This is a genomic window from Roseateles sp. 22389 (genome assembly GCF_052044995.1).
Lineage (GTDB): Bacteria > Pseudomonadota > Gammaproteobacteria > Burkholderiales > Burkholderiaceae_C > Roseateles.
In genome coordinates, this window is sequence record NZ_JBQEOF010000011.1 from 49,915 (window position 1) to 76,823 (window position 26,909).

Below are 26,909 nucleotides of genomic sequence, written 5' to 3' on the forward strand. Positions count from 1 at the left end.
CGTTTCCGGACCACGCCGACGACAATCGCGGCCATGGTGGAAGGACTCGCGGCGCTGGTGCGCCATCCGGAATTCAAGCGCGGCTCGCGCGACATGCTCGGCATCACGCTGGGCATCTCGGCCTGGGGGCTGGTGACCGGCGTGGCCATGGTCAAGAGCGGCCTGGGCGTGGGGCTGTCGCTGCTGATGAGCCTGGTGGTCTTCGCCGGCAGCTCGCAGCTGGCGTCGCTGCCGCTGCTGGCCAGCGGCGCGCCGCTGTGGGTGCTGTGGGCCACCGCCTTCTGCGTGAACCTGCGCTTCGTCATCTTCAGCGCCCAGTGGCGCCTGTACTTCGAGCCGCTGCCGCGCGCGCAGCGGCTGTTCATCGGCTACTTCGCGGCCGACCTGAACTACGTCGCCTTCCTCAAGCGCTTCCCGGACCTGAAACCCGATCCCGCGAACCAGCTGCCGTACTTCTGGGGCGGCGTCGCGACCAACTGGGTCGCCTGGCAGGCGCCGGCCATCGCCGGCATCCTGCTGGCCGACACCATCCCCACCACCTGGGGCCTGGGCTTCGCCGGCGTGCTGGCGCTGCTGGGGCTGAGCTACTCGCTGCTGAAGGACCGCAACACCTGGGTCTCCGGCGCGGTGGCCGGCTGCGCGGCCGTGGCCGCGTATGCGCTGCCGCTGCGGCTCAACATCCTGGTGGCGATCGCCGCCGCGGTGGCCGTGGGCCTGCTGATGGAGAAATGGCTGCCGCCTCCGGCCCCGGCCACCGGCGGGAGGTCGGCATGAGCGTCTGGGAAGCGGTGCTGGGCATCCTCGGCATGGGCGCGATCACGGTGATCACACGCAGCTTCTTCATGATCCCGGACCGCGAGATCCCGCTGCCGCAGTGGGTGCGCGACGGCCTGCGCTACGCGCCGCTGGCCGCGCTCGCGGCGGTGATCGTGCCGGAGATCGTCATGACGCAGGGCGAGCTGATCCACACCTGGAAGGACGCCCGGCTGTATGCGACGGCCGTCGGCACCGCCTATTTCTTCTGGCGGCGCGGCATCCTGGGCACCATCGTCAGCGGCACGGCGGTGATGCTGGCGCTGCGGGTCGGCCTGGGCTGGTAGGTCCGGCCGGGCCCGTCCTGACGCCGGTTTCAGCGGCGTTCCGTAACTGTCCCGGACAAGGCCGCGCGCGGCCGGCTGGTAAGCTGCGCCCCGATTCGCCGGGCCCGCCCGCGGTGCCCGGCCCCCCGCTTTCCAACTACTCGAAGCTCATCCCATGAACGTCCTGCGATTCGCCGATCTGATCGCCGCCGGCAAGGTGGCCGACCAGCGCGTGTTCATCCGCGCCGACCTGAACGTGCCGCTCAACGACGCCGGCCAGATCACCGAGGACACCCGCGTGCGCGCCTCCATCCCCGCGATCGAGATGGCGCTGAAGGCCGGTGCCGCGGTGATGGTGACCTCGCACCTGGGCCGCCCGACCGAGGGCGAGTTCAAGCCCGAGGATTCGCTCGCGCCGGTCGCCAAGCGCATGGGCGAGCTGCTGGGCCGCGAGGTGCCGCTGGTGGCGAACTGGGTCGATGGCGTCGACGTGGAGCCGGGCCAGGTGGTGCTGCTCGAGAACTGCCGCGTCAACAAGGGCGAGAAGAAGAACAGCGAGGAGCTGGCCAAGAAGATGGCCGCGCTGTGCGACATCTTCGTGCACGACGCCTTCGGCACCGCGCACCGGGCCGAGGCCTCGACCTATGGCATCGCGCAGTTCGCCAAGGTCGCCTGCGCCGGCCCGTTGCTGGCGGCCGAGATCGACGCCATCAGCAAGGCGCTGGCCAACCCGAAGCGCCCGCTGGTGGCGATCGTGGCGGGCTCCAAGGTGTCGACCAAGCTGACCATCCTGCAGTCGCTGTCCAGGAACGTCGATGGCCTGATCGTCGGCGGCGGCATTGCCAACACCTTCATGCTGGCGGCCGGCCTGAAGATCGGCAAGTCGCTGGCGGAGCCGGACCTGCTCGGCGAAGCCAAGGCGGTGATCGAGTCGATGAAGGCGCGCGGCGCCGCGGTGCCGATCCCGGTGGACGTGGTAACGGCCAAGGCCTTCGCGGCCGACTCGCCGGCGACGGTGAAGGCCGCCACCGAGGTGGCCGATGACGACCTGATCCTGGACATCGGCCCGAAGACCGCGGCGCTGCTGGCCGAGCAGCTGAAGGCGGCCGGCACCATCGTCTGGAACGGCCCGGTGGGCGTGTTCGAGTTCGACGCCTTCGCGCACGGCACCGAGACCATCGCCCGCGCGATCGCCGCGTCGGACGCGTTCTCGATCGCCGGCGGCGGCGACACGCTGGCCGCGATCGCCAAGTACGGCATCGAGCAGGACGTGGGCTACATCTCTACCGGCGGCGGCGCCTTCCTGGAAGTGCTGGAAGGCAAGACCCTGCCGGCCTTCGAGATCCTGTCCAAGCGCGCGCAGGGCTGAACGCCGCGCCTCAAGAAAGAAACGCGCCCTCGTGCGCGTTTTTTGTTGCAGGCGAGAGGTCGCTAGTGAGCGCGTTCCTCGCACGCCGCGAGCGCGGCGGCCTGAAGTGCAATTGGGCACGGTTCTCGGGTGAACGCTCTAACTTGCGGGCAAATCCCGATGCGGACCCTCATGGCGCGCATGAGCGATTGCCATCTTTGCATGGCAGTTAAAGCTGAATTCATCGCGCCGCGCGAGCCGGAGGATTAAGCTTTGCGCCCCCCGGGCCCCTGTTACCGGGCGATTACGGCACCGGTTCGTCGCCGCGATCGCATGCCGGAAATGGCGCCGGGCCCCCTTCATCGCGACGGAGATTTGCATGACCGACAAGAACGACGGCCTCGGCCTGAGCCCCGCCGAAGCCGCCCTGCGCGAGGCGGCGCTGGACTATCACCGCACCCCGACGCGCGGCAAGATCGCCGTCACCCCGACCAAGCCGCTGGCCAACCAGCGCGACCTGTCGCTGGCCTACTCCCCGGGCGTCGCCTATCCCTGCCTCGACATCGAGAAGGACCCGACGCTGGCCGCCGAGTACACCTCGCGCGGCAACCTGGTCGGCGTGGTCACCAACGGCACCGCGGTGCTGGGCCTGGGCGACATCGGCCCGCTGGCCGCCAAGCCGGTGATGGAAGGCAAGGGCTGCCTGTTCAAGAAGTTCGCCGGCATCGACGTCTTCGACATCGAGCTGGCCGAGCGCGACCCCGACAAGCTGGTCGAGATCATCGCGGCGATGGAGCCCACGCTGGGCGGCGTGAACCTCGAGGACATCAAGGCGCCCGAGTGCTTCTACATCGAGAAGCAGCTCAGCGCGCGGATGAACATCCCCGTCTTCCACGACGACCAGCACGGCACCGCGATCATCTCCAGCGCCGCGCTGCTGAACGGGCTGGAACTGGTCGGCAAGGACATCGGCGCGGTGAAGGTCGCCGTGTCGGGCGCCGGCGCCGCCGCCATCGCCTGCCTGGACGTGATGGTCGGCCTGGGCGTGAAGCGCGAGAACGTCTTCGTCGTCGACTCCAAGGGCGTGGTCCAGAGCGAGCGCGCCGATGCCGCCAAGCTCGACGAGTCCAAGCGCCGCTATTGCCAGATCACTCCGGCTCGCACGCTGGCCGACGTGGTCAAGGACGCGGACGTGTTCCTGGGTTGCTCCGCCGCCGGCGTGCTGACCGGTGAGATGGTCAAGACCATGGCGCGCCAGCCCATCATCCTGGCGCTGGCCAACCCCGAGCCGGAGATCCGTCCCGAGCTCGCAAAGGAAGCGCGCCCGGACTGCATCGTCGCCACCGGCCGCTCGGACTATCCGAACCAGGTCAACAACGTCCTGTGCTTCCCCTACATCTTCCGCGGCGCGCTGGACTGCGGCGCGACCAAGATCACCGAGGCGATGAAGCTGGCCTGCGTGCGCGAGATCGCCGCGCTGGCCAAGGCCGAGACGCCGCCGGAAGTCGCCGCGGCCTATCCGGGCCAGGACCTGGCCTTCGGCCCGGACTACCTGATCCCCAAGCCCTTCGACAACCGGCTGATCCTGCGCATCGCGCCCGCGGTCGCAAAGGCGGCGGAGGACTCCGGCGTCGCGACGCGTCCGATCACCGACATGGCCGCGTACCGCGAGCAGCTCTCGCGCTTCGTCTACCAGACCGGCATGTTCATGCGCCCGGTCTTCGCCGAGGCCAAGGCCCATCCGGCCCGCGTGATCTACGCCGAGGGCGAGGACGAGCGCGTGCTGCGCGCGGTGCAGGTGGCGCTCGATGAAGGCCTGGCCAAGCCCACGCTGATCGGCCGCCCCGAGGTCATCGCGATGCGCCTGAAGCGCGCCGGCCTGCGCCTGAAGCTGGGCGAGGACGTGGCCGTCATCGACCCCGAGAACGACCACCGCTTCCGCCAGTACTGGGAGGCCTACCACCAGGCGATGGGCCGCAACGGCTTCACGCCGGAGATGGCCAAGTCGGCGGTGCGCCGCTCCAACACGACGATCGGCGCGCTCGCGATCCAGCTCGGCGACGCCGACGCGATGATCTGCGGCATGGTCGGCCGCTTCGACTCCCACCTGGAGCACATCCAGAACCTCATCGGCCTGAAGGCGAACGTCTCCAACTTCGCGACGATGAACGCGCTGATGCTGGAGCAGCGCACGCTGTTCATCGCCGACACCTTCGTCAACGAAGACCCCAGCGCCGAACAGCTCGCCGACATCGCCTGGCAGGCCGCCGAGGAACTGCAGCGCTTCGGCCTGCCGCCGAAGGTGGCCTTCCTCTCGCACTCGATGTTCGGCAGCAGCAAGCGGGCCTCGGCGGTCAAGATGCGCAAGGCGCGCGACCTCTTCGCGGCCGCCCATCCCGAGGTCGAATGCGACGGCGAGATGCATGGCGACGCGGCGTTGTCGGAGGACGTGCGCAACAACTTCCTGCCCGACTCGACGCTGTCCGGCTCCGCCAACCTGCTGGTGCTGCCGACGCTGGATGCCGCCAACATCCTCTTCAACGTGCTGAAGGTCGTGGGCGGGCAGGGCGTGACCGTGGGACCGATCCTGCTGGGCGCCCAGCGGCCGGTGCACATCCTCACGCCGTCGGCGACCGTGCGCCGCATCGTCAACATGACGGCGCTCGCCAGCGCGGACGTGAAGGCCTCGCAAGGCTGATCGGACGCTCCGGGAGTCGCGGCGTTGGAAACTTCGCCGTAACTCTCGGAAACTGTTCCGGGGCCCCGTGAGCCCCTCATAATCGGCGGCTGTAACTAAATTTCAGACAGAGACAAGTCATGTCCCGTGCCACCAAGATCGTCGCCACCCTCGGTCCCGCTTCTTCGTCGCCGGAGGTGCTGGAACAGATGATCCAGGCCGGCGTCGACGTGGTGCGGTTGAACTTCTCGCACGGCAAGGCGCAGGATCACATCGACCGGGCCCGGATGGTCCGCGAGGCCGCGGCCCGCGCCGGCAAGCAGGTGGCCATCATGGCCGACCTGCAAGGTCCCAAGATCCGCGTCGGCAAGTTCGAGAACGGCAAGATCGAACTGGTGAACGGCACGCCCTTCGTGCTGGACGCCGACCGCACCGAGCCGGGCAACGAGATGGTCGTGGGCCTGGACTACAAGGAACTGCCCCGTGACGTGAAGCCCGGCGACACGCTGCTGCTCAACGACGGCCTGCTGGTGCTGACGGTCGAGGCGGTGCGCGGCTCGCAGGTCCACACGATCGTGAAGCAGGGCGGCGAGCTGTCCAACAACAAGGGCATCAACAAGCAGGGCGGCGGCCTGACCGCCCCCGCGCTGACCGGCAAGGACATGGAGGACATCAAGACCGCGATGTCCTTCCAGTGCGAATACCTGGCGGTGAGCTTCCCCAAGAACGCCACCGACATGGAGATGGCCCGCCAACTGGCCAACGTCGCCGGCGAGCCCTACCGCCACAAGCCGGGGATGATCGCCAAGATCGAGCGCTACGAGGCCATCCCCCACCTGGAGGCCATCCTCAAGGCGTCCGACGGCATCATGGTCGCCCGCGGCGACCTGGCCGTCGAAGTCGGCAACGCGGCGGTGCCCGCGCTGCAGAAGCGCATGATCAAGATGGCGCTGGAGCTCGACAAGGTCTGCATCACCGCGACGCAGATGATGGAGTCGATGATCGTGAACCCGGTGCCGACCCGCGCCGAGGTCTCCGACGTCGCCAACGCGGTGCTCGACGGCACCGACGCGGTGATGCTGAGCGCCGAGACCGCCGCGGGCCGCTTCCCGGTCGAGACCATCCAGCAGATGGCCGCGATCGCGCGGGAAGCCGAGAACGCCGAGTTCGTGACGCTGGACACCGACTTCGCCAACCGCCAGTTCGGCCGCATCGACCAGTCGATCGCGATGGGCGCGCTGTTCACCGCGCACCACCTGGGCTGCAAGGCGATCGTGGCGCTGACCGAGTCCGGCTCGACCGCGCTGTGGATGAGCCGCCACCGCATCCATGTGCCGATCTTCGCGCTGACCTCGCAGACGCTGACGCACCGCAAGATGGCGCTGTACCGCAACGTCACGCCGCTGCTGATGCCCAACTTCAGCGATCGCGACCAGGCGCTGCAGGCCGCCGAGGACCTGTTGATCGAGCGCGGCGTGCTGATGCCGGGCGACACCTACGCCATCACCTGCGGCGAGCCGATGGGCTACCCGGGCGGCACCAACATGCTGAAGGTCTGCCGGGTCGCCTGAACCCCGGTCCGTTCGCATGAAGCCGCTGCGCCGCCGTGAGCTGCTGATGGGCGTGACGGGCGGCGTGGGCCTGGCGACGGTCGCCGGCGGCGCGCTGGCCAAGCCCGACGCGGCCGCGGTCGGTGCACCGGGGCCGATCCGGCTGGCCATCAGCGAACAGACGCACAAGCCCTTCGTCCTGCCGCTGCTGCGGCTGATCGCCGAAGCGGCCGGCCTGCAGTGGCAACTGCAGCTGCTGCCCTGGCCGCGCGCGCTGCTGGGCGCGGAACTCGGCCAGCACCTGACCTTCGGACTGTCGCGCAACCCGGCGCGGGACAAGATCTTCGCCTACAGCCAGCCGGCCTTCGTCAGCCGCGGCTGGCTGGTGGTGCCCAAGGCGCGGTCGATCGTCTTCGAGCGGCTCGAGGACCTGCGCGGCCTGACGCTGTGCGTGTCGCGCGGTGCGACCTATGGCCCCGCCTTCGAGGACGCCCGCCGGCGGCTGTTCCGCGTCGAGCACGGCGGCAACGACCTCGAGGGCCGCGCGCGCATGCTGGTGGCGGGACGCTGCGACGCGATGCTCGCCACCCACCGCGGCAGCGCGGCCGCGCTGGAGCGGCGCCTGCGTCCGCTGCGCGATGGCGCCCAGCTGCAGGTGCTGCCCCGGCCGCTGGTGGAGGAGGGCATCCTGTTCGCCGCGGCCAAGGGCAGCGAGCCCGCCTTGCTGCTGCCGCGGCTGGACGAGGCCATCCAGCGCAGCCGCGCCGCGATCCAGGCGCTGGTCGACAGCGATCTCTGACGGGGCCGGCGACGGGCCGGGCCTCAGGCGTTGCGCGCGGCCTGCACCAGCGCGGCGATGCGCGGCGTCATGTTCAGGGGCACGAGTTCCACGTCCTGGTGCGCGCGCGCGAAGACCCGGAACAGCTCGTCGGCAAAGGCATGGCCGACATCGGTGACGCCGGCGAAGTCGACTTCCGCCCGCTTGAACTGCGGCAGGCGCGCCGCCACCCGACGCGCCTGCGCCCGCGAGTCCAGCATCTGCCCCGCCCCGACGACCAGGTTCAGCATCACCCGCGTCTGGTCGAAGGCGATGCCGCTGCCGTCCACGCTCCACTGCTCCAGCACCTGCTCCAGCGTGCGGGTGCTTTCCAGCGCCATGGCCATGTAGATCGAGCTGCCCTGGCGCGGCAGGCCCTTGCCGTCCTTCCACGCATTGCCTTCCCACGCGCGGCGCTGGAAGGCCTTGCCGTTGGCGTGGATGTCGAACACGTCCGCCAGCTGCGAGCTGAAGAACAGCCCGCGTCCGGTGTGGGCCTGCGGCTGCGTCGTCAGCCGGCCCTTGCTCAGCTCCAGCATCGCGTGGCGGGCGTCGGTCAGTTCGTAGGTGTCGCAGATCTTGTCGAAGACGCCGCAGCCGTCGTCGGAGACCAGCAGCTGCGCGTGGGTCGGCGTCTGGCGCAGCGACACGGTGACGCTGGTGCCGCCGCTGTGGTCGATGGCGTTGTTCACCAGCTCGGTGAAGCCGTGCTGGACCATGCGCGCGACATGCCGCGGCAGCTGGAAGTGGGGTGCGAAGTCGCGTTGCCAGACCACGTCCTCCATCAGCCCGTGCAGCGTGTAGCTGCGCGCCACCTGCCGCAGCGCGCCCGGCCCGAAGACCGGCCGGCGCGTGGTGCCCGACCGGGTCAGCCACTGGGCGTCGACCAGCCGGCGCAGCGCCGCCAGCGTCGCGCGATGGCTGGCGCCGGTGCGTTCCTCGACGTAGGCGGGCAGGTCCAGCGAATGCTCGTTGGCGGCGGCGGTGATCCACAGCGTCAGCTGGTCGATCGCGAGACGGGTCATGAAGGTCCTGGCGGGCGCGACGCGTCGCGCGAAGGGAAGTCGCGGGCGATCCGCGCCGGTGGCGACCGGACAAGGCACGAGGCTTGCTCCCACCGGAGCCGGGCCGCCCGGGCAAGAGCCTACCGGCCGCTTCCGCCGCCGCGCAAGCGCATTCACCCCTGTCCGAGGGGGCGAGGCGGCCTGCCCGGGTTCCGGCGGGGCCGTCCCTCCGACGGGCGCTGGTATGGCACCAGTTCGGGGGGAGCCCCAGGTTGGTTACAGAGCCGGTCATGGGGGCTGGCTAGAATCCCGCCCAGTTACGGCGCGGTTACGGCATGGTGTTGGCGCCGGTCCGCGGCCCAAGGATTTTTCACTTCCTCGGAGAACTCTCATGGCACTCGTCTCGATGCGCCAGCTGCTGGACCACGCGGCCGAACAGGGCTACGGCATTCCAGCGTTCAACGTCAACAACCTGGAGCAGGTGCAGGCCGTGATGGCCGCGGCCGACGAGGTCGGCGCCCCGGTCATCCTGCAGGCCAGCGCCGGCGCCCGGAAGTACGCCGGCGAACCCTTCATCAAGCACCTGATCCAGGCCGCGGTCGAGGCCTACCCGCACATCCCGCTGGTGATGCACCAGGACCACGGCACCAGCCCCAAGGTCTGCGAGGGCGCGATCAACCTGGGCTTCGGCTCGGTGATGATGGACGGCTCGCTGATGGACGACGGCAAGACGCCCGCCAGCTTCGACTACAACGTGGACGTCACGCGCCGCGTCGTGGAGATGGCGCACAAGGTCGGCGTCACCGTCGAGGGCGAGCTGGGCTGCCTGGGCAACCTGGAAACCGGTGACGCGGGCGAGGAGGACGGCATCGGCGCCGCCGGCAAGCTGGACCACAGCCAGATGCTGACCGACCCCGAGGAAGCCGCGGTCTTCGTGAAGGCCACGCAGCTGGACGCACTGGCCATCGCCATCGGCACCAGCCACGGCGCCTACAAGTTCTCGCGCAAGCCCACCGGCGACATCCTGGCGATCTCCCGCGTCAAGGAGATTCACAAGCGCATCCCCAACACCCACCTGGTGATGCACGGCTCGTCGAGCGTGCCGCAGGAGCTGCTGGCGATCATCAACCAGTACGGCGGCAAGATGAAGGAGACCTTCGGCGTGCCGGTCGAGGAGATCCAGGAAGCCATCAAGCACGGCGTGCGCAAGATCAACATCGACACCGACATCCGCCTGGCGATGACCGGCGCGGTGCGCAAGTTCCTGGCCGAGAACCCGGACAAGTTCGATGCCCGCGAATGGCTCAAGCCGGCGCGTGAAGCGGCCAAGCTGGTCTGCAAGGCGCGTTACCTGGAATTCGGCTGCGAAGGCCAGGCCTCGAAGATCAAGCCGCGTCCGCTGACCGAGGTGGCCGCCGCCTACGCGCGCGGCGAGCTGGCGCAAGTCGTCCAGTGATCGATCCGGACCGGCCTCGCGCCGGTCCTTTTCCATCCCCCTCCGCTTTCCACCCGCTTTCCCGTCAGGGATGCCATGGCCCATCTCTTCACCTACGGCACGCTGATGTGGCCCGACATCATGGCCCGCGTCTGCGGGCCGGCCTGCGCGCCGCTGGCGACGCCACAGGCTGCGACGCTGGCCGGCCATGCGCGCCGCCCGGTGCGCGGGCAGGACTACCCGGCGATGGTGCCGGCGGACGGGCATCAGGTCGTCGGCCGCCTCTACCTCGACCTGCCCGAGGCCGCCTGGGCGCGGCTCGACCTGTTCGAGGGCGACGAGTACGAGCGCCACGAGGTGCTGGTCACCCTGGCCGACGGCCGCTGGGAGCGGGCCTGGACCTACCTGCTCAAGCCGGGCCTGGCGGGGCGTCTCGACGCCGGTGACTGGGACGAGGCCGCCTTCGAGCGCGAAGGCAAGGCGCGTTTCGTGGCGCGCTACGTCGGGTTCGACGCGATCTGAGGCGATCGGCGGCGACCGGCGCCGCGCCGGCGCGGCGTGAAGCGGATGGCGGGGGCGCTCGCAGAGCAGGGATTTCCCCTGCCGCCTCTAGAATCCCCGCTTTGCCGTTCCGTCCGACCGCACGCCCATGACCGCCGCCCTGCACACCTCGTCGATCACCTCCCTTCCCCTCCTCGCGCGCGGCAAGGTGCGCGAGAACTACGCGGTCGGCGAGGATCGCATCCTGATGATCGCCTCGGACCGCATCTCGGCCTTCGACGTCATCATGAGCGAGCCGATCCCGGGCAAGGGCGCGCTGCTGACGAAGATGGCGCTGTTCTGGTTCGACAAGCTCGACGGCATCGTCCCCAACCACCTGACCGGCGACGATCCGCTGTCCGTGGTGAGCGATGCGGAGAAGGACCAGGTGCGCGACCGCGCGATGCTGGTCAAGCGCCTGAAGCCGCTGCCGATCGAGGCGGTGGTGCGCGGTTACCTGGCCGGCAGCGGCTGGTCCGAATACAAGGCCGGCGGCAAGGTCTGCGGCGTCGAACTGCCGGCGGGCCTGCAGAACGCCAGCAAGCTGCCGCAGCCGATCTTCACGCCCGCCACCAAGGCCGAGATGGGCGATCACGACGAGAACATCGACTTCGAGCGCTGCGCGCAGATCATCGGCCGCGAGCTGGCCGAACAGGTCCGCGACATCGCCATCCGCCTCTATCAGCGCGCGGCGGACTATGCGCTGACCAAGGGCATCATCATCGCGGACACCAAGTTCGAGTTCGGCCTCGATGCCGACGGCACGCTGACGCTGATGGACGAGGTGCTGACGCCCGATTCCTCGCGCTACTGGCCGGCCGAGAGCTACGCGGTCGGCAGCAATCCGCCGAGCTATGACAAGCAGTTCCTGCGCGACTGGCTGGAGCAGGCCACCGTCGACGGCCAGCCCTGGGGCAAGGTCGCGCCGGCGCCGACGCTGCCTGCGGACGTGATCGCCAACACGGCGGCGAAGTACCAGGAAGCGCTGGACCGCCTGACGCGCTGAGGCCGGCATGCAAGACGCCTCGCCCGACGCGACGCCTTCCCCGGCGATCAAGTCGCGTCTGCTCAAGCAGCTCGAGAAGGAAATCGCCGCCGCCGCGTCGCCGATGGCCTCCGCCGGCGCGCGGGCCAAGCGCGCGATGCTGCTGGCGCGGCACGGCGCGGTGGGCGAGGCCCGCGAGGCGCTGACCGCGCTGCACCAGCTCTCCTTCCAGCATCCGCATCCGGAGATCGGCGCCTGGCTGCACATGGCCGAAGGCCTGATGAGCTACTACAACGGCTTCGTCGCGCAGCAGGCCTGGGACCGCATCCAGCGCGCGCAGGCGATCGCCGGCAGCGCGCCCGCGCTGGTCGAGGTGCGCGTGCTGGCCGCGGCCTGGCTGGCGCAACTGGCCTTCATCCGGCACGACCCGGCCGCGCTGGTCGAGCACGCGCGGCGCTGCCTCGACGAAGCGCGACCCGACCACCACGTCGCGCTGGCGCGCGTGGCGATGGCGATGGGCGTGGGCTGGCACTACGCCGGCGATGTCGAGTCCGCGCAGCGCTGGTACATCCGCGCGCGGCACCATGCCGCGGTGGAGGGCGACGATGCGTCGCTGTCGGCGTTGATGTTCAACATGGCGGGGATGCGCGCGTCGCAGCTGCGGCGCGAGAGCCTGTGGGCCCATGCGGCCCGCGGGCCCGAGCTGCTGTTGACCGTCGACTCGATGCATCACTTCGACGAGGCCGTCGGCGCGCAGATGATGGGCGAGTTGAGGCCGGTGCTGCGCGCGCAGGTGCTGACGATGCAGGGCGACTTCGACGAGGCGCGCCAGCTCTACGAGGAGCACCTGCCGCAGGCGATGTCGCTCGGGCTGGAGCGGCTGGGCAGCAGCCTGCTGTCGGACCTGGCCTGGTGCCGGGCCAACCTCGGCCAGCACGAGCATGCGCTGCATCAGGCGCGCGAGGCCGAGATCGAGCTCGATCCCGATTGCGAGCTCGACGACCGGGCGATCACCCACAGCCGGCTGGCGCAGACCTTCCGCCTGCTGGGTGAGATCACCGACGCCGACCGTCACCAGGCGCTGGCCGACGAGGCCTGGCAGCAGTTCGCCGATCAGCAGCGCCAATGGCGCGATCTGCTGGGGGCCAGCGGGCTCACGCCTTGAGGGCCAGGCGCTTCGCGACGAAGCGCCAGATCATCGCCGTCGCGTCCGGCCCGGCCGGGTCGCTGAAGGGCTCCTTCGCGGCGCCGCCGCTCCACGCATGCGCCAGGCCGTCGATCTCGACGAGCGTGGCCGCGACCGCGCGGCCGCGCTTGAAGTCGACCACCGTCATCGGCCAGCGACGACCGCGCTGCACGACGCGCGCGGGCGCCGCCTTGGCGCCTGCCGCCTCGGCCCATTGCCGCGCCGCCTCGTAGGCATTCGACGCACCGACCACGCGATCCCGCGTGCCGTGGATCACCAGCAGCGGTGGCCAGGCGCCGGTCGCATTCGACGTGGACGTCGATGCCGATGCCGATGCCGATGTCGATGTCGATGTCGATGTCGATGTCGAGGGCAGTGCCGAGCCGCGCATCGCGCGCAGGGCATTCGTCGCCGAGGTGGCCATGCCCGGCGGGACGCCGGAATGCATCGCGACGGCTTTGAAGCGCGAGGGGTGCATCGTCGCGAGCAGCGCCGCCATGCCCGCGCCCGCGGAGAGCCCGACCAGGGCGACGCGTTCGCGGTCGGCGCCATGGAGCAGGCAGACTTGATCGATGGCGGCGAGGATCAGCGCGGCCTCGGCCTGCGCGCGACCGGACTCGGTGTCGAACCAGTTCCAGCAGCGCTGCGGGTTGGCCAGGCGGCTCTGTTCCGGATAAAGCACCAGGAAGCCCTCGCGCGCGGCGAGCCGGTTCATCCGCGTGCTGCGCGCGAAGCCGGCGGGATCCTGCCCGCAGCCGTGCAGCATCACCACCAGCGGTGGACGCTCGCCCACCGCAAGCCCCGACGGACGGAAGAGCCGGAACCGACGCATGCCCGCGCGGCCCGAGGCGATCCCCGCGACCCAGTCGCCGAGTCCGGGCGAGGGATGCGCCGGCGTCTTGCGCATCCCGCGCACCAAGTCGGGCATCAGATCGGAGGAACCGGTGCGCCTGGCTTGGTGCGCCGCGTCGCGGGCGCTGCGCAAGACCTGGCCCGTGACGGCGCTCAGGCCCTTGCGCCAGGCCCGGCGCAAGGAGGCGGCAGCGGACGGACGTTTCGGCATCACGCCAGCCTAACGGGCTTTGATGGCAGGCGTACGACCGCGTGTCCATCGTGTGTTTGGCGCGTGAAGGAAACCGACGAGGGGGCAGACGACGAACCTCCCTCCGCACACCGATTGCCGCGACTCGCGGCATGATCGTCCCCATGTCCCCGACCCGCTGGTCCGTTGCCGACCTCCAGCTGTCCCGCATCGACACCAAGCTCGTGCGCGAGCACGACGCGCTGTTCCTGCTCGTGTGCAGCGCCTCCTTCATCGAGAGCGGCAGCGACACCTACACCCGCAACCTGATCGAGCGTTTCGACGATGACCCCGAGGTCGCCGCCTGGCTGCGCGACCACTGGGAACCCGAGGAGCTGCAGCACGGTGCCGCGCTGCGGGCCTATGTGGAGGCGGTGTGGCCGGGCTTCGACTGGGCATCCGCCTACGCCGCCTTCTTCGAGGAGTATTCGCGGCTGTGCACGATGGATCAGCTGGAGCCGACACGTGGCCAGGAGATGGTGGCGCGCTGCATCGTCGAGATGGGGACGACGACGTATTACCAGGCGCTGCACGAGGCCTGCGACGAGCCGGTGCTGCGTGACCTGTTCTGGCGCATCCGCTGCGACGAGGTGCGGCATTACAAGCACTTCCTGTCCTACTTCATGAAGTACCGCGGCATCGAGGGCCTGCATCGCGGCCGCGTGCTCACCGCGCTGGTGCGGCGCGCGCTCGAGCTGCGCAAGGAGGACGCGTCGATCGCGCTGCGGCACGCGGTGAACGGGCGCCTGCGCAGCGGCGCGCCGGATGGCGGCCCGGCACCGATCGCGCAGGCCGATGCGCTTGCGCGCGAAGCGATCGCACTGGTCGGCGCGCACCTGCCGATGGACCTCGCGGTGCGCATGACGCTCAAGCCGCTGATGCTGGGCCCGGCGCTACAGCGCGCGGTGGAGCGGCCGCTCGCCGCGCTCGGGCGGCGCGTGCTGCTGACCTGAGGCGGCGTCGCGTCGCGCGATTCAGATCTCCGAATCCCACGGCCGCGAGAGCCGCATCGCGCCATTGATGATCCCCACCATCGAGTAGGTCTGCGGGAAGTTGCCCCACAGCTCGCCGGTGACCGGATGGGTGTCCTCGGACAGCAGGCCGAGGTGGTTGCGCGAGGCGAGCAGCGCTTCGAAGAGCTCGCGCGCCTGGCCGTAGCGGCCGATGCGGGCGAGGGCATCGATGCGCCAGAACGCGCAGATGTTGAACGAGGTCTCGGGCTTGCCGAAATCGTCGGGCGCCTCGTAGCGGCGCATGTAGGGGCCGTCGCACAGCGTGGCCTCGAGCGCGTCGACGGTCTTCACGAAGCGCGGGTCGCGCGGGTCGATGAAGCCCACCTCCGTCATCAGCAGCACGCTGGCGTCCAGGTCCTTGCCGCCGAAGCTCTCGACGAAAGCCTGGCGATGCTCGCTCCAGGCGTGGTCCAGGATCTTGCGCTTGATCAGGTCGGCCCGCTCCTGCCAGAGCGCCACGCGCTGCGGCAGGCCGAGCACGCGCGCGATCTTGGCCAGGCGATCGCAGGCGGCCCAGTTCATGAGCACCGACGAGGTGTGGACCCGGGCGCGCGTGCGCAGCTCCCACATGCTGGCATCGGGCTTGTCGTGGATCGCGAAGGCCTGCTCGCCGGCGCGCTCGAGCAGCGCGAACTCGTCGATGCCGGCGCGCTGGTGCAGCCGGTGATCGAAGAAGGCCTGCGCCGAGCCCAGGACGATGTTGCCGTAGACGTCGTGCTGGAAGTGCTCGAAGGCCTGGTTGCCCGCGCGCACCGGGCCCATGCCGCGGTAGCCGCGCAGGTGCGGCACCAGGTACTCGGTGAGCTTGGCCTCCAGCCCGATGCCGTAGAGCGGCTGCACGTGGCCGTCCTGGGACTGGCCGATGATGTTGCGCATCCAGCGCAGGTAGTCCTCCATCGTGCCGGTCTCGGACAGGCTGTTGAGCGCGCGCACGACGAAGAAGGCATCGCGCAGCCAGCAGTAGCGGTAGTCCCAGTTGCGCTGCGTGTGGGGCGCCTCCGGCACGCTGGTCGTCATCGCGGCGACGATGGCGCCGGTCTCCTCGTAGAGGCACATCTTCAGCGTGATCGCCGCGCGGATCACCGCCTCCTGCCACTCCAGCGGGATGGCCAGGCGGCGCGTCCAGTCGCGCCAGTAGCTGATGGTCTTTTCCTCGAGCAGCCGCGCGGTGTCCTCGACGGCGCGGTCCAGCGTCTCGTCGGGGCCGAAGATGAAGCTCATCGGCATGTCCAGCGCGAAGGCGGTCTCTTCCTGGACGTAGGTGAGCGGCGCGTTGGTGGTCAGGCGGATGGTGCCTTCCGGGCCGACGAAGCGCAGGTGGTTGCTGCCGCGCGTGCGCGCCGGATGCGCCGAGCCCCACTGGATGACCGGCCGCAGCACGACGCGGATGCGCGGATGGCCCTGCAGCGGCCGCATCCGGCGCACCAGCATCATCGGCCGGTAGGGTCGGTCGTTGAGGAAGAAGCGCGGCATGAAATCGGTGATCTCGATCGCATTGCCGTGGGAGTCGTACAGCCGGGTGCGCAGGACCGCGGTGCCATGGTCGTAGGACTGCTCGCTGCGGGCGAAGTCCTCGAGCACGACCTGGAAGGTGCCGTCCAGGCCGATGCCGTCGGGCGAGTCGATCAGCGCGTGGAACACCGGATCGCCGTCGAAGCGTGGCGCGCAGCACCACACGACGCGGGCGCGGTCATCGATCAGCGCGCTGACGGCGCAATTGCCGACGAGACCGAGTTTGAGCGAGGCGGCGTCCATCGAGTCCTCCTTCTTCGTCGTTCTGGCGATGTTGCTCGGGACGGGGTCAGGGCTCAAGGCAAAACCCGTTCCCGAGGCGGGGTGCTTGCGGGGGCGAACCGCTTCGCTGCGATGGGACGACATGGCAACAGAATGTGGGTCTGCTCACTGCACCGCTTTGCCGCTCCATATGACCGCATCGGACCTGCGCGCCCACGCGCTCGATCAACTGAACCGCTACCTGGAGGTGCATCCGCAGGAGCGTGAGGAGCTCGGCGCGCTGATGGCGCAATTGCTGGAAGATCCTGCCGACGTCTTCGCCCGCGCCAACATGCGCGGGCATGTGACCACGAGCGGCATCGTCTACGACGCGCGCGCCGACAAGGTGCTGATGATCCACCACAAGGTGCTCGACCGCTGGCTGCAGCCGGGCGGGCATCACGAAGGCATCGATCGGCTGGACGTGTCGGCGGCGCGGGAGGTCCGGGAGGAAACCGGTGTGGAGCGCTTTGCGCCGTGGCCGGCGGGCGCGGAGAGCGAGCTCCCGTTCGATGTCGAGTCGCACGCGATCCGCGCCAACCCCGCGAAGGGCGAGGGCGACCATGTCCACCACGACTTCATCTATCTTTTCGCGGCCGATTCCACGCAGCCGGTGCAGCCGGAATTGGCGGAGGTGAAGGGCGTGCGGTGGATGTCGCGCGCGGAATTCGCGGCGCTGCCGAGCGCGCGTTTCGCGCGGATGGGCGAGAAGCTGCTGGCCTTGGCACCGGCCCGGACTCCGGCGGACCTGGCGCCGTCAAGCTGAACTCCAGGCGCCCGCCCGTGGCCGACGGCGGGAGCGAATCGCAAAGGGCGGCCGCCTGTCCAGGCGCTTGCGAGGTGAGGCGAATGCCCGCCGACTAGTCGTCGATCCAGCGCAGCGCCGCTTCGGCGATCGTGAGCGGCACTTCGCTGCCGGGCGCGAGGTCGGGGTCCTCATGCCCGCGCCATAGCGTCAGCCCCTGGCCGTTCGGGCCTTCGAGCTCGCAGGTGACACGCTGCTGCCCCGGGTAACTCGCGCGCACGGACGCGCGCAAGTGCAGCCCATCGCGGGGCGGATCCACGGGATGGGCATCGGTCGCTTCCGACAACATGAGCGCGTCCACCGGCGCGATCCAATGGCCGCTGTCGCGCCGCCAGGCGCCATCGAGCGTGCGTGCGTCCAGCCTGTTGAACAGGCCCAGGAAATCGGCCACGCGCCGGTTGGCCGGCGCGCGGCGCAGCTCGCGCGGCGATGCGCATTGCGCGATGACGCCGTCGACCATGACCGCGACGCGGTCGGCGATCTCGAAGGCTTCCTCGCGGTCGTGGGTCACGATCACGCAGCTCTGGCCCAGCGCCCGCTGCAGCTGGCGGAACTGCCGCCGCAGCGGCAGGCGGAAATGCTCGTCGAGCGCGGAGAAGGGCTCGTCCATCAGCAGCAGCATGGGCTGCGTCGCCAACGCCCGCGCCAGGGCCACGCGTTGCCGCTGGCCGCCCGACAGGGCCGGCGGCAGCCGGTCGGCGAGCGCCTGCAGCTCGACCAGCGCCAGCAGCTCCTCGGCGCGGGCATCGGCCACCGCTGGCTCCTCGCCCCGGGCGAGCGGACCAAAGCGGATGTTCTCGCGCACCGTCAGGTTGGGGAACAGCGCGTAATGCTGGAAGACCATGCCGATGTCGCGTTGCTGCGGCGGTAGCGACTGCACCTGCTGTCCGCTCATCGTGAGCGTGCCGGCATCGAGTCGCTGCAGCCCGGCGATCGCGCGCAGCAGCGTCGTCTTTCCGCAGCCCGAGGCGCCCAGCAGCGCGACCACCTCGCCGCGCGCCAGCGACAGGTCGATGCCGCGCAGCACCGGCCGGCCGCCCAGGGCCAGGCGCGCATCACGAATGGAAAGTTGGGGCATCAGGTCCATCGGCGAGAGAGTCTTGAAATGGCCACCACGACCGCGCCGACGCCGGCGAAGGTCATCACCATCAGCGCCGCGGCTTGATGACCGTTGGCATTGCGCAGGCTGTTCATCAGGGGCTGCAGCAGTTCCAGCTGACCGCCCAGCAGCAGGTTGGCGATGGCGAATTCCATCGCGGCCGTGACCCAGGCCAGCAGGAAGGCGGCCAGCAGCGCGGGCGCCAGCATCGGCAGCAGCACGCGGCGCAGTGTGTGGCCGTCGCTGGCGCCGAGCGTGCGGCCGGCCTCGATCAGCGCCGCGGCCTGGAGCTGCGCGAGCGCCGATTGCAAGGTCTTGTGCACCAGCGGAAACAGCGTCGGCGCCACGACCGCGACGTACACCAGCGGCAGCGGCAGCCAGCCGCCCCATTGACCGACGAACAGCTCCAGCGCGCTGATTGCGATCACCACCGGCGCGATCGCGAAGGGCAGCAGCGCGAGCAGGTCCAGCAGCCGTGTGAGCCGGGCCGTGCGCGCGGTGCCGTCGACAGCATCGAGCTGCGCGGCGATGGCCGCCGGGATCGTCGCCATCGCGCCGCAGACCAGCGCGAGCGCCGCGCTGGCCAGCGCGAGCACCGCGGTGCGCAGCACCGCGCCCTGCACGCGCGGGTCGAGGGCCGCCTCGGCCATCCAGCGCAGCGTGGGGCCCTCCGGCCACCAGTGACGATCCCAGCGCGTGCTCGCGCCGTAGAGCAGCAGCGCGAGCATCGGCACCAGCACCACGACGAGCAGCGCTGCGAGCGCGAGACCCGGGAAGCTCGGACGAAACGATCGCAGCCGTGAGCGCGAGGGCGCGCGGGCCGGCGAGCTCCCTGATGCCGCGGCGCTCATGCCGATCCTCCGGGCAGGGCTGGGCGTGAGGGATCGCCGGGCTTGCGGCGCAGGTGGGCGGCGATGCCGCGCGTCAGCCCGATCACGACGGCCAGCATCGCGAACAGCAGCAGCGCGAGCAGCGCGGACAACTCCGGCTGCGCGAAGATGTCGCCGCTGACCAGCGCGGCGATGCGCACCGCCAGCACATGCGCCGCCGTGCCGCTGAGCGCGAAGGGCGTGGCGAAGGCCGCGGCCGCGTTGGCGAAGAGCAGGCCGAAGACCTCGACCAGGCTGGGCAGCAGCAGCGGCAGGCCGACCCGCCGCCAGTACATCGCCGGGCTGGCGCCCAAGGTGGCGGCTGCGTCGGCCAATGTCGCATCGAGCATCCGCACCGGCGCGACGAGCAGCAGGGCCGCCAGCGGTGCCTGGAAGCAGACGTAGGCGAGCAGCAGCCCGCCCAGTCCCTGCAGGTCGACCCAGGGCGACAGCCCCAGCGCCTGCAGCGAGCCGGTCACCACGCCCTGCGCGCCGAAGAGCAGCAGCAAGGCCACCGACAGCGGCACGCCGGAGAAGTTGGAGCCCAGGCTGGCCAGCAGCGTCACGGGGCGTTCCAGCCGCGGCAGGCGCAGCAGCGCGATCGCCGCGCCCGTGCCGATGACCAGCCCGATCAACGCCGACGCGCTGCTCAGCCACCAGGTGTTCCAGGCGGCATCGAGGTAATAGCTGTCGGCGGTCAGCTCGCCGAGGGCGCAGCCGTCGCCGCGGCCCAGGCAGGCGCCGAGCACCGACACCGCGCGCCAGCCGAAGGGCAGGACCAGCGCCAGGCCGGTGAGCAGCAGCAAGGGCCAGGCGCAACGCCAGGCGCTGCCCGCGTTCAGCGTCATGCGGCGGGGTCCTCGCGATGCGCGCGGCCGTCGCGTCCGCCCAGGCCGAGCCGCTCGAGGATCCAGCCGGCGACCTCGGTCTGCCGCTCGGGCAGCGGGAGGTCGGCCGCGCCGTCATGCGGCGCCCAGACCAGCGGCACCTCGCGCTCGACGGGCAGCGGGCCGCCATGCATGCGGTCCGCGTGCATGCCGTGGTCGCTGGTCAGCAGCAGATCGAAACCCGCCGCGTGCCAGCGCGGCAGCAACTGTGCCAGCAGCATGTCGAGCTTGCGCGCGCTCATCGAATACTGCGTGGATTCGCCGCCATGCAGATGGCCCGCGAGGTCCGGACCCATCGGATGGATGAACAGCAGGGACGGCCCCTCCAGCGGCAGATGCGCGCGGCGCAGCGCCTCGGCGTCGGCCAGCAGGTGGCTGTCGGGGTAGTCGTCCTCCCAGTACCAGCGCGCGGCGGCGATGCCGCAGCCCGCGGGCACCGCGTCGCGATGGCGCAGCGGGTCGAAGACCTCGCCGGCCAGCAGCTCGTAGAACCAGTGGTAGGCGGCCACGGCTGCCGGCACCTCATGCGCGTCCAGCGAATGGAACAGGTGGCGCGCCAGCCGCTGACCGGCTTGACCATTGCCCAGGATGCCGTGCGTCAGCGGCGTCTCGCCGTTGATCACCGTCGCGTAGAGCGGGCGCGAGAGGCTGGGCAACTCACTGCGCAGCGAGCGCCATTGCGCGCGGCCCGCCTCGTTCAGCGCCTGCAGATAACCCATGTAGTCGTGCGCCGTGTCGGCGCGCAGGCCGTCGGCCAGCAGCACGACCAGCCGCCGTGAAGCGGCAGTGGGCACGCGTCCCTCGACCGGCTCGCTCATCGCGCCGCTCCCAGCACCTCGCGCTGCCAAGCGCGCGGCAGCTTCTTCACTTCCTCGGTCCACACCGCCGGCTTGAGCGCGCGCGCCTTCGCGTACTGGGCCTCCGGCACCAGCAGCGCCTTGAGGTCCGGCGGCAGCTTCAGATGCGCGACGCGGATCGGCCGCGCATGGCCGCGCGCCAGGTTCATCTGCCCGGCGTCGCTGAAGATGTACTCGCGCGCCAGCATCGCGGCGTTCGGATGCGGTGCCCAGCGGTTGATGATCGTCGTGTAGCCGCTGGTCACCGAGCCGTCCGAGGGGATCAGCACCTCGTAGTCCGCCGCGTTGGGTAGCTTGGCGCGGTAGGACAGCGCGTTGAAATCCCAGAGCAGGAAGACGTCGGCCTCGGCGCGCTCCATCAGCGCCGGCGTGGCGTTGGTGCCGATCAGGCGCCGGTCCTTGGCCAGCTGCGCGAAGGCGGCCAGCGCCGGCTGCAGGCGTGTCTCGTCCCCGCCCAGCGCCACCGCCGCCGCCAGCACCGCCGCGTTGGACTGCGCCGCGCGGCCGACCTCGCCGATCATCACGCGCGCCTTCGACGCGAACAGCGCCTGCCAGCTGCGCGGCACGTCCTTGAGCCGCCGGCGGTTCACCGCGAACGCGATCGTGCCGGTGTAGGCCAGCGCCCAGTGGCCTTCGGGATCCTTGGCCCAGTCCGGCACCTGCGCCCAGGTCGTCGGCTGGTAGGCCTGCGTGAGGCCACGCGCCTTCGCGATCGCGCCGAACTCGAAGCCCACGTCGCCGATGTCGGCGCTCGCGTTGCCTTTCTCGGCCTCGATCTTGGCGATCTCCTCGGCGCTGCTCATGTCGGTGTCGACATGGGCCAGCGCGTAGAGCCGCTGCAGATCGGCCCAGGTGGCGCGCCAGTTGGCCCAGTCGTCGGGCATGCCCAGGCTGTGAACGCGGCCCTCCTTGCGCGCCGCGGTCATCAGCGCGTCGAGCGCCGGCGTCGCCGGCATGCCGCCCTGGGCCAGGGCGTCCAGGGCAAAAGGCCCGCACAGGGCGGGCAGGGTCCGGAGCACGGCGCGTCGGGACAGGGTCATGCGGTCTTCTCCTTGGCCGGGCGACGCAGGTCCGACAGCAGCAGGTCCTTCGTCACCTTGGCCTTTCCATTCACGTCGCACAGCGCGAGGCGAAGTCGCAGATCATCCTCTCCTTCGGTGACAGGCTCGATGTCCACCACGCCGAAGTTCACTTCCGCCATCACCGCCGAGCGCCGGTTGCGGTTGGGCGTGGGAATGTCCCAGACCTCGGTGAGGCCGCTCGAGGTCGCGTCCCACAGCGGGTAGCCGCCATCGACCTCGACGCTGGAGAGCTCCGCGTAGTGCATGTCGCCGCTGAGGAACACCACACCCTCGGCGCCGGTGGCGCGGATCAGCTCGATCAGCCGGGCCCGCTCGCGCGGGAAGTTGGCCCAGCATTCCCAGCCGCTGCCGTCGGCCGCGAACTGCACGCTGGAGCCGATCAGCCGCACGTCCGCCGGCACGCGCAGCTGCGCTTCCAGCCATTGCCATTGCGCCTCGCCGAGGATCGTCGCCTCCGGCCGCGGGTCGGGCACATACCAGCCGGTCATCGGCTGGCCGCTGAGCTTGGCCCGCAGCACCATCGCGGCGTAGCTCGACTTCAGCGAGGGATCCGCCGTCAGCATCGTGCGGTTGAAGCGCAGGTCCGGCAGGATCACCTGGATGCGCCGGCCGAAGGCCTCGAAGACCTGGCTCGTGTAGATGCCGTCGGCGCGCCGGCGCGGCGAGTCCACCGGCTCGCCCCAGGCATCGCAGAACAGCTGCTGCGACAGCTGCTTGAGCGGATAGTCCGCGCCTTCGTCGTCATCGCCGAAGTCGTGGTCGTCCCAGATCGCCAGGTGCGGCGTCGAGCGCCGGAAGGCCTGCAGCGGCTCCACCGCCATGAACTCGGCGTAGCGCTGGCGCAGCGTGGCCTCGTCGCGGGCGTCGGCATAGAGGTTGTCGCCGAGGAAGACGAACAGGTCGGGCCTCGCCTCGCCGATGGCGCGCCAGATCGGTTGCGGCTTGGACTGCTTCGCGCAGGAGCCGAAGGCGACGCGAAAACGCGGCGGCGTCGTCGCATCGGCTGGGGCGCCCGCGGAGGCGGAGGCCTGCGGGCGCGCGACCTCGGTCGCGCAGCCGGCCAGCGGACCGCTCACCAGCGGCGCCGCGATCGGCGCCGCCAGCGAGCCCGCCAGCGACCTCGCGAGCAGGCGGCGGCGCGTCAGCCGCGCGGCGCCGGCCGCGCCGGCCTTCAGCACATCGTCGTCATGCGGCATGGCGTCAGAACTTGCCGGTCAGCGTCAGGGAGAACTGCCGCGGCGCGCCCGGCAGCAGCGTGGCGTAGGTGCCGGTCGGGTCGCTGTTGGTGAAGCCGTTGGAGCCGATGGTCGAGATGTAGTGCTTGTCGAAGACGTTGCTCACGCTGGCCTGCAGGCTCAGTTCGCGCAGCATCGGGACGTTCTTCATCCTGTAGCCGGCGCTGAGGTTGACCAGCGTGCGGTCCGGCACCGAGGCGTCGTTGGTGTACGAGTAGTAGCGCTTGGACATGTAGTCCACGCCGATCGTGCCGAACAGCGCGCCGTCGTCGTAGCCGAGCTGCGACTTGACCATGGTGTCGGGCGCGTCGGCCACGCGCTTGCCGCGGATCGCCACCGGCGTGCCGCCGCTGACGACGTCGTCGCGGTAGGTCGACTTGGACAGGCTCACGCTGTTGTACCAGGTGAGCGTCGGCGCCAGACGGAACGACAGCGCGCCTTCCACGCCGGTGGCGCGCACGTCGCCGACGTTGGACAGCACCACCGGATTGCCCTGGATGCCGGAGCCGCTCTGCACGCTCAGCAGTCGGTCTTTGAAGTTGACGAGATAGGCGCTGACCGAGCCCTCGTAGCCGCGGCCGCTGGTGCGCCAGCCCGCCTCGATGGTGTCGGAGGTCTCGGGCTTGAGGCTGCCCTTGATCGCGTCGAAGCCGACGGCGTTGGTCGCGAACGGCGAGGTGCCGGTGGCTGCGCCCTGATACGCGCGCATGTTGCGGGCGATGGTGCCGTAGAGCTCGTTGCTGGCCGACAGGCGGTAGTTGATGCCCAGCTGCGGCAGGAAGTTCTTCTGCGCCGTGATCGAGCCCGAGGGCATGTCGTTGCCGACCTCGCGGTTGCCGTCGATCTTGACCTTGAGCGACTTGAAGCCGGCGCCCACGGTCAGGTCCTTGGTCACCGACCAGGTGTCGGACAGCGAGAACTGCGTGGTCTTGGTGTTGAACCCGTACTGCCACTGCGTGGACATCGGGTTGGTCGGGAACTGGTAGACGCTGGGCAGCGCATTCGGGCGCACCGCGTAGAAGCGGCGCGCCTGATCGAAGTCGTTGTCCTCGAACCAGACGCCGGCCTTGAGCAGGTGCTCGCCCAGGTCCATCTCGGCGTTGGAGACCACGCCCCAGCGGTGGATGCCGTACTCGGTGGTGCGCTCGGCGATCGGGGAGCCGGTGCCCGCGATGTCGTTGCCCTGCGCGTCCTTCAGCGCCGGCGTCGCGTTGTACGGCGTGAACCACAGGCCCATGCCCTTGTTGTGGTGGTAGTACGCGGTGGTCTTCCAGGTCGCGTTCGTGGCCAGGCGCAGGTCGGCGGTGGCGCCGGCCAGTTCGTCGTTGCGCAGGCCCGCGCCGGCGTAGTACTGGTCATCGCAGGCGGCGACGTAGTTGCTCGGCTGGCACAGCGTGTTGGCGGCGTTCACCGCGGCGGCGAAGTCCGGATAGAAGTTGTCCAGCGTGTCGCCGCGGCGTTTGATCAGGTCCAGCGACAGGTCTTGATAGTCGACCTCGCGGCGCCGCGAGGTGTTGAGGAAGGCGGACAGGCGGCTGTCGCCGACGGCCTTCACCCACTTGAAGTTCCACTGCTCCAGCTTCTGCTGGCCGGAGCCCTTCCACTTGTCGGCGTCCTGGTTCGTGTAGCTCAGGTAGACCTGGCCCAGCGAGGAGGCGCCGCTGTCCACGCGCAGGAAGGTGCGGGTGGCCGAGTCGCTGCCCAGCGTCTGCGAGGCGCGGAAACCGAACTGGCCGGTCGGGTCGTTCGAATAGAACTGCAGCGTGCCGCCCAGGTTGCTCGAGGACGCCGCCTCCAGCGCGCCCGCGCCCTGCGACAGCGAGGCGCGGCCGACGTTCTCGCTCGAGATCGCGCGGCTGATGTGCAGGCCGTTGAAGTTGCCGTAGGACATGTCGCCCAGCGGCACGTCGTCGAGGGTGAAGCCGAGCTGGTTCTGCGAGAAGCCGCGCACGGTGAAGCGCGTGGACCACTCGTAGTTGCCCAGGCCGTCGGCGGACTGGAAGTTCACGCCCGGCAGGCGCGCGACCGTCGCCAGCGGGCTGCTGCCGGCCGGGGCGTTGTCGAACTCCGCCTGGGTCAGGCTCTGCACCGAGCGCAGCTGGCCGCGGCCGACCGAGACGGTGACGCGTTCGAGCTCGGAGCGCTCGCCGCCGGCGGTGGTGGTGGCCTCGGTCCTGGCGGTGTCGGCTGGCAGCGGGGCGGGGGTGGACGTCGCGGACTGGGCGGCGGCGGGGACGGCATGGGCCAGGCTCAGGGCCAGGACCAGGGCGGTGGGCATCGGGTGCTTCATCGGTCGCGTGCGGTGAGGGGAGGAATCGGGAAATCCGAAAGCCCCGCACTGTCACCAGCAAGCGCGACAGAACGACGACAAGCAGCGACCACCCGCAGCGCCGGCACGCGCGCCGCAGGCGATCCGCCACATCACAAATGAATCTTCAAACCGTCATAAAAAAAACGCCCCGGAACTCTGCGGGGCGTTGTCGCGGACGGGCGGGTCGCTGCTCAGAACAGCGCCATGCTCAGCTTGCGGCGGTACTGGTCCACCAGCGGATCCGCCGGCGCCACGACGCTCGGGCCGGACAGCTGCAGGCCGCCCGCGCCGGCCTGCGGGGCCGCGGCGCCATGCGCCGGCTGGGCGGGCTTGGTCATGATCTCGAGGATCGCGACATAGGTCTTGCGCGCGAGCTGCTCGTTCCAGGTCTTGTCGCGCATGATGATTTCCAGCAGCTCGTCCATCGCGCCGGTGAAGTCGCGGCCGGCGAAGAGCCCCTGCGCCAGCGCGAAGCGCGCCTCGAAATCGCGCTTGTTGGCGGCGATGGCCGACTGCAGCGCCGCCGGGTCCAGGCCCTGCTCGGCGCGTTCCGCCGCCGCGATCCAGGCGGCCAGCGCCTGGAAGCGCGCATGCGGGGTGATCGTGTCCGCGGCCAGGTGCGCCACCGGCGCGAAGGCGGCCTTGGCGTGCTCCAGCTGGTCGTCCTCGAGCAGCGCGCGGATCAGGTCGAAACGCGCCACCTCGTTCGAGGGATCGGCCTGCACCGCCGCCTGCAGCTTCTGCAGCGCGCCGTCGGCATCGCCTTCCTCCAGCAGCGCCTGCGCCTCGGCCAGGTCCTCCTCGGCCTCGAGCGCCTCGCCGGTGGGGACGTGGCGGTCCAGGAACTCGCGGATCTGCACCTCGGGGATCGCGCCGACGAACCCGTCCACGGGCTGGCCGCCGACGAACATCACGCAGAACGGGATCGAGCGCACGCCGAAGGCCTGGCTCAGCTGGGTCGCGATCTCGGGCTGGTCGTCGCTGTTGAGCTTGGCCAGCTTCCAGCGGCCGGCATAGGCCACCTCCAGCTTCTCCAGCATCGGGCCGAGCGTGCGGCAGGGGCCGCACCACGGGGCCCAGATGTCCAGCAGCACCGGTTGCTGCATGGACGCCTGCAGCAGGTCGGCTTCGAAGTTTTGGAGGGTGATGTCGGTCATGGTGGGGGAGGACGGAACAGGCCGGCGACGCTCGCCAGGCGGCAAGAACGGCACCTGAGGCTGCCCGCCTACAATTCAAGGTTTCACGATTTGACAGATCGAGGACCGACCCGTGAGCA

The 26,909-nt window shown here is 70.2% G+C and carries 23 protein-coding genes; 12 read left to right on the forward strand and 11 right to left on the reverse strand.

The genetic code is table 11. The annotated features are described in order from the left end of the window. Positions 1-33: 33 nt before the first annotated feature. From ACTJKJ_RS16225 to ACTJKJ_RS16250, 6 genes are all read left to right on the forward strand, one after another. Positions 34-774, forward strand: a complete 741-nt coding sequence (locus ACTJKJ_RS16225; RefSeq protein ID WP_440821040.1) for an AzlC family ABC transporter permease — start codon at positions 34-36, stop codon at positions 772-774. Next, a complete protein-coding gene (locus ACTJKJ_RS16230; RefSeq protein WP_440821042.1) occupies positions 771-1,100 on the forward strand; it encodes an AzlD domain-containing protein in 330 nt (109 codons plus the stop codon). Before ACTJKJ_RS16225 ends, ACTJKJ_RS16230 begins: the two co-directional genes overlap by 4 nt. A gap of 154 nt (positions 1,101-1,254) precedes the next feature. After that, positions 1,255-2,448 carry a phosphoglycerate kinase gene (locus tag ACTJKJ_RS16235; RefSeq protein WP_440821043.1) on the forward strand — a complete coding sequence of 398 codons (1,194 nt, stop codon included), beginning with the start codon at positions 1,255-1,257 and terminating at the stop codon, positions 2,446-2,448. A 358-nt stretch (positions 2,449-2,806) separates the two neighbouring features. Next, a complete protein-coding gene (locus tag ACTJKJ_RS16240) occupies positions 2,807-5,125 on the forward strand; it encodes an NADP-dependent malic enzyme (protein WP_091727937.1) in 2,319 nt (772 codons plus the stop codon). 119 nt (positions 5,126-5,244) lie between these two features. Next, on the forward strand, positions 5,245-6,675 hold the full coding sequence (pyk, locus tag ACTJKJ_RS16245) for a pyruvate kinase (RefSeq protein WP_091727933.1): 1,431 nt from the start codon (positions 5,245-5,247) through the stop codon (positions 6,673-6,675). Positions 6,676-6,691: 16 nt separating this feature from the next. After that, on the forward strand, positions 6,692-7,453 hold the full coding sequence (locus ACTJKJ_RS16250; RefSeq protein WP_440821045.1) for a substrate-binding periplasmic protein: 762 nt from the start codon (positions 6,692-6,694) through the stop codon (positions 7,451-7,453). Between the two features lie 23 nt (positions 7,454-7,476). Here ACTJKJ_RS16250 and ACTJKJ_RS16255 read toward each other — a convergent pair whose 3' ends face one another. Then, positions 7,477-8,496 (reverse strand): STAS-like domain-containing protein, encoded by a 1,020-nt coding sequence (locus tag ACTJKJ_RS16255; RefSeq protein WP_091727924.1) that lies wholly within the window; start codon positions 8,494-8,496, stop codon positions 7,477-7,479. A gap of 370 nt (positions 8,497-8,866) precedes the next feature. Here ACTJKJ_RS16255 and fba point away from each other — a divergent pair, with 370 nt between their 5' ends. The 4 genes from fba to ACTJKJ_RS16275 all read left to right on the forward strand — a co-directional run bounded on the left by fba (position 8,867) and on the right by ACTJKJ_RS16275 (position 12,600). Then, a complete protein-coding gene (gene fba, locus ACTJKJ_RS16260; protein ID WP_091727920.1) occupies positions 8,867-9,931 on the forward strand; it encodes a class II fructose-bisphosphate aldolase in 1,065 nt (354 codons plus the stop codon). 75 nt (positions 9,932-10,006) lie between these two features. Next, positions 10,007-10,432 carry a gamma-glutamylcyclotransferase family protein gene (locus ACTJKJ_RS16265; protein ID WP_147242287.1) on the forward strand — a complete coding sequence of 142 codons (426 nt, stop codon included), beginning with the start codon at positions 10,007-10,009 and terminating at the stop codon, positions 10,430-10,432. Between the two features lie 127 nt (positions 10,433-10,559). After that, positions 10,560-11,456 (forward strand): phosphoribosylaminoimidazolesuccinocarboxamide synthase, encoded by an 897-nt coding sequence (locus ACTJKJ_RS16270; protein ID WP_183482919.1) that lies wholly within the window; start codon positions 10,560-10,562, stop codon positions 11,454-11,456. Positions 11,457-11,463: 7 nt separating this feature from the next. Further along, positions 11,464-12,600 carry a tetratricopeptide repeat protein gene (locus ACTJKJ_RS16275; protein ID WP_440821046.1) on the forward strand — a complete coding sequence of 379 codons (1,137 nt, stop codon included), beginning with the start codon at positions 11,464-11,466 and terminating at the stop codon, positions 12,598-12,600. Here the strand turns inward: ACTJKJ_RS16275 and ACTJKJ_RS16280 are convergent. Further along, positions 12,590-13,684, reverse strand: coding sequence for an extracellular catalytic domain type 1 short-chain-length polyhydroxyalkanoate depolymerase (locus tag ACTJKJ_RS16280; RefSeq protein ID WP_440821047.1), 1,095 nt, complete (start codon positions 13,682-13,684; stop codon positions 12,590-12,592). The genes ACTJKJ_RS16275 and ACTJKJ_RS16280 overlap by 11 nt on opposite strands. A gap of 143 nt (positions 13,685-13,827) precedes the next feature. Here ACTJKJ_RS16280 and ACTJKJ_RS16285 point away from each other — a divergent pair, with 143 nt between their 5' ends. Further along, positions 13,828-14,655 (forward strand): ferritin-like domain-containing protein, encoded by an 828-nt coding sequence (locus tag ACTJKJ_RS16285; protein WP_440821049.1) that lies wholly within the window; start codon positions 13,828-13,830, stop codon positions 14,653-14,655. A 21-nt stretch (positions 14,656-14,676) separates the two neighbouring features. Here ACTJKJ_RS16285 and ACTJKJ_RS16290 read toward each other — a convergent pair whose 3' ends face one another. After that, on the reverse strand, positions 14,677-16,470 hold the full coding sequence (locus tag ACTJKJ_RS16290; RefSeq protein ID WP_183482913.1) for a glycoside hydrolase family 15 protein: 1,794 nt from the start codon (positions 16,468-16,470) through the stop codon (positions 14,677-14,679). Between ACTJKJ_RS16290 and ACTJKJ_RS16295 the strand changes: the two genes are divergently transcribed. Further along, complete coding sequence (locus tag ACTJKJ_RS16295; RefSeq protein WP_440821050.1) at positions 16,451-17,254, forward strand: NUDIX hydrolase; 804 nt, start codon at positions 16,451-16,453, stop codon at positions 17,252-17,254. The two genes, ACTJKJ_RS16290 and ACTJKJ_RS16295, sit on opposite strands and share 20 nt — an antisense overlap. 94 nt (positions 17,255-17,348) lie before the next feature. Here ACTJKJ_RS16295 and ACTJKJ_RS16300 read toward each other — a convergent pair whose 3' ends face one another. The 8 genes from ACTJKJ_RS16300 to ACTJKJ_RS16335 form a co-directional block, all read right to left on the reverse strand. Next, a complete protein-coding gene (locus ACTJKJ_RS16300) occupies positions 17,349-18,371 on the reverse strand; it encodes an ABC transporter ATP-binding protein (RefSeq protein ID WP_440821052.1) in 1,023 nt (340 codons plus the stop codon). Beyond that, positions 18,371-19,243, reverse strand: a complete 873-nt coding sequence (locus tag ACTJKJ_RS16305; RefSeq protein WP_440821053.1) for an ABC transporter permease subunit — start codon at positions 19,241-19,243, stop codon at positions 18,371-18,373. Before ACTJKJ_RS16305 ends, ACTJKJ_RS16300 begins: the two co-directional genes overlap by 1 nt. Further along, a complete protein-coding gene (locus ACTJKJ_RS16310) occupies positions 19,240-20,109 on the reverse strand; it encodes a hypothetical protein (protein ID WP_440821055.1) in 870 nt (289 codons plus the stop codon). The genes ACTJKJ_RS16305 and ACTJKJ_RS16310 overlap by 4 nt, the downstream gene beginning before the upstream one ends. Beyond that, positions 20,106-20,966 (reverse strand): alkaline phosphatase family protein, encoded by an 861-nt coding sequence (locus tag ACTJKJ_RS16315; RefSeq protein ID WP_440821056.1) that lies wholly within the window; start codon positions 20,964-20,966, stop codon positions 20,106-20,108. Before ACTJKJ_RS16315 ends, ACTJKJ_RS16310 begins: the two co-directional genes overlap by 4 nt. After that, positions 20,963-22,045, reverse strand: coding sequence for an ABC transporter substrate-binding protein (locus ACTJKJ_RS16320; protein ID WP_297382944.1), 1,083 nt, complete (start codon positions 22,043-22,045; stop codon positions 20,963-20,965). Before ACTJKJ_RS16320 ends, ACTJKJ_RS16315 begins: the two co-directional genes overlap by 4 nt. Next, positions 22,042-23,283, reverse strand: coding sequence for an alkaline phosphatase D family protein (locus tag ACTJKJ_RS16325; protein WP_440821058.1), 1,242 nt, complete (start codon positions 23,281-23,283; stop codon positions 22,042-22,044). The genes ACTJKJ_RS16320 and ACTJKJ_RS16325 overlap by 4 nt, the downstream gene beginning before the upstream one ends. 4 nt (positions 23,284-23,287) lie before the next feature. Continuing rightward, positions 23,288-25,600 carry a TonB-dependent receptor gene (locus tag ACTJKJ_RS16330; RefSeq protein WP_440821060.1) on the reverse strand — a complete coding sequence of 771 codons (2,313 nt, stop codon included), beginning with the start codon at positions 25,598-25,600 and terminating at the stop codon, positions 23,288-23,290. A 224-nt stretch (positions 25,601-25,824) separates the two neighbouring features. After that, complete coding sequence (locus tag ACTJKJ_RS16335; RefSeq protein ID WP_440821061.1) at positions 25,825-26,790, reverse strand: tetratricopeptide repeat protein; 966 nt, start codon at positions 26,788-26,790, stop codon at positions 25,825-25,827. Positions 26,791-26,909: the final 119 nt, after the last annotated feature.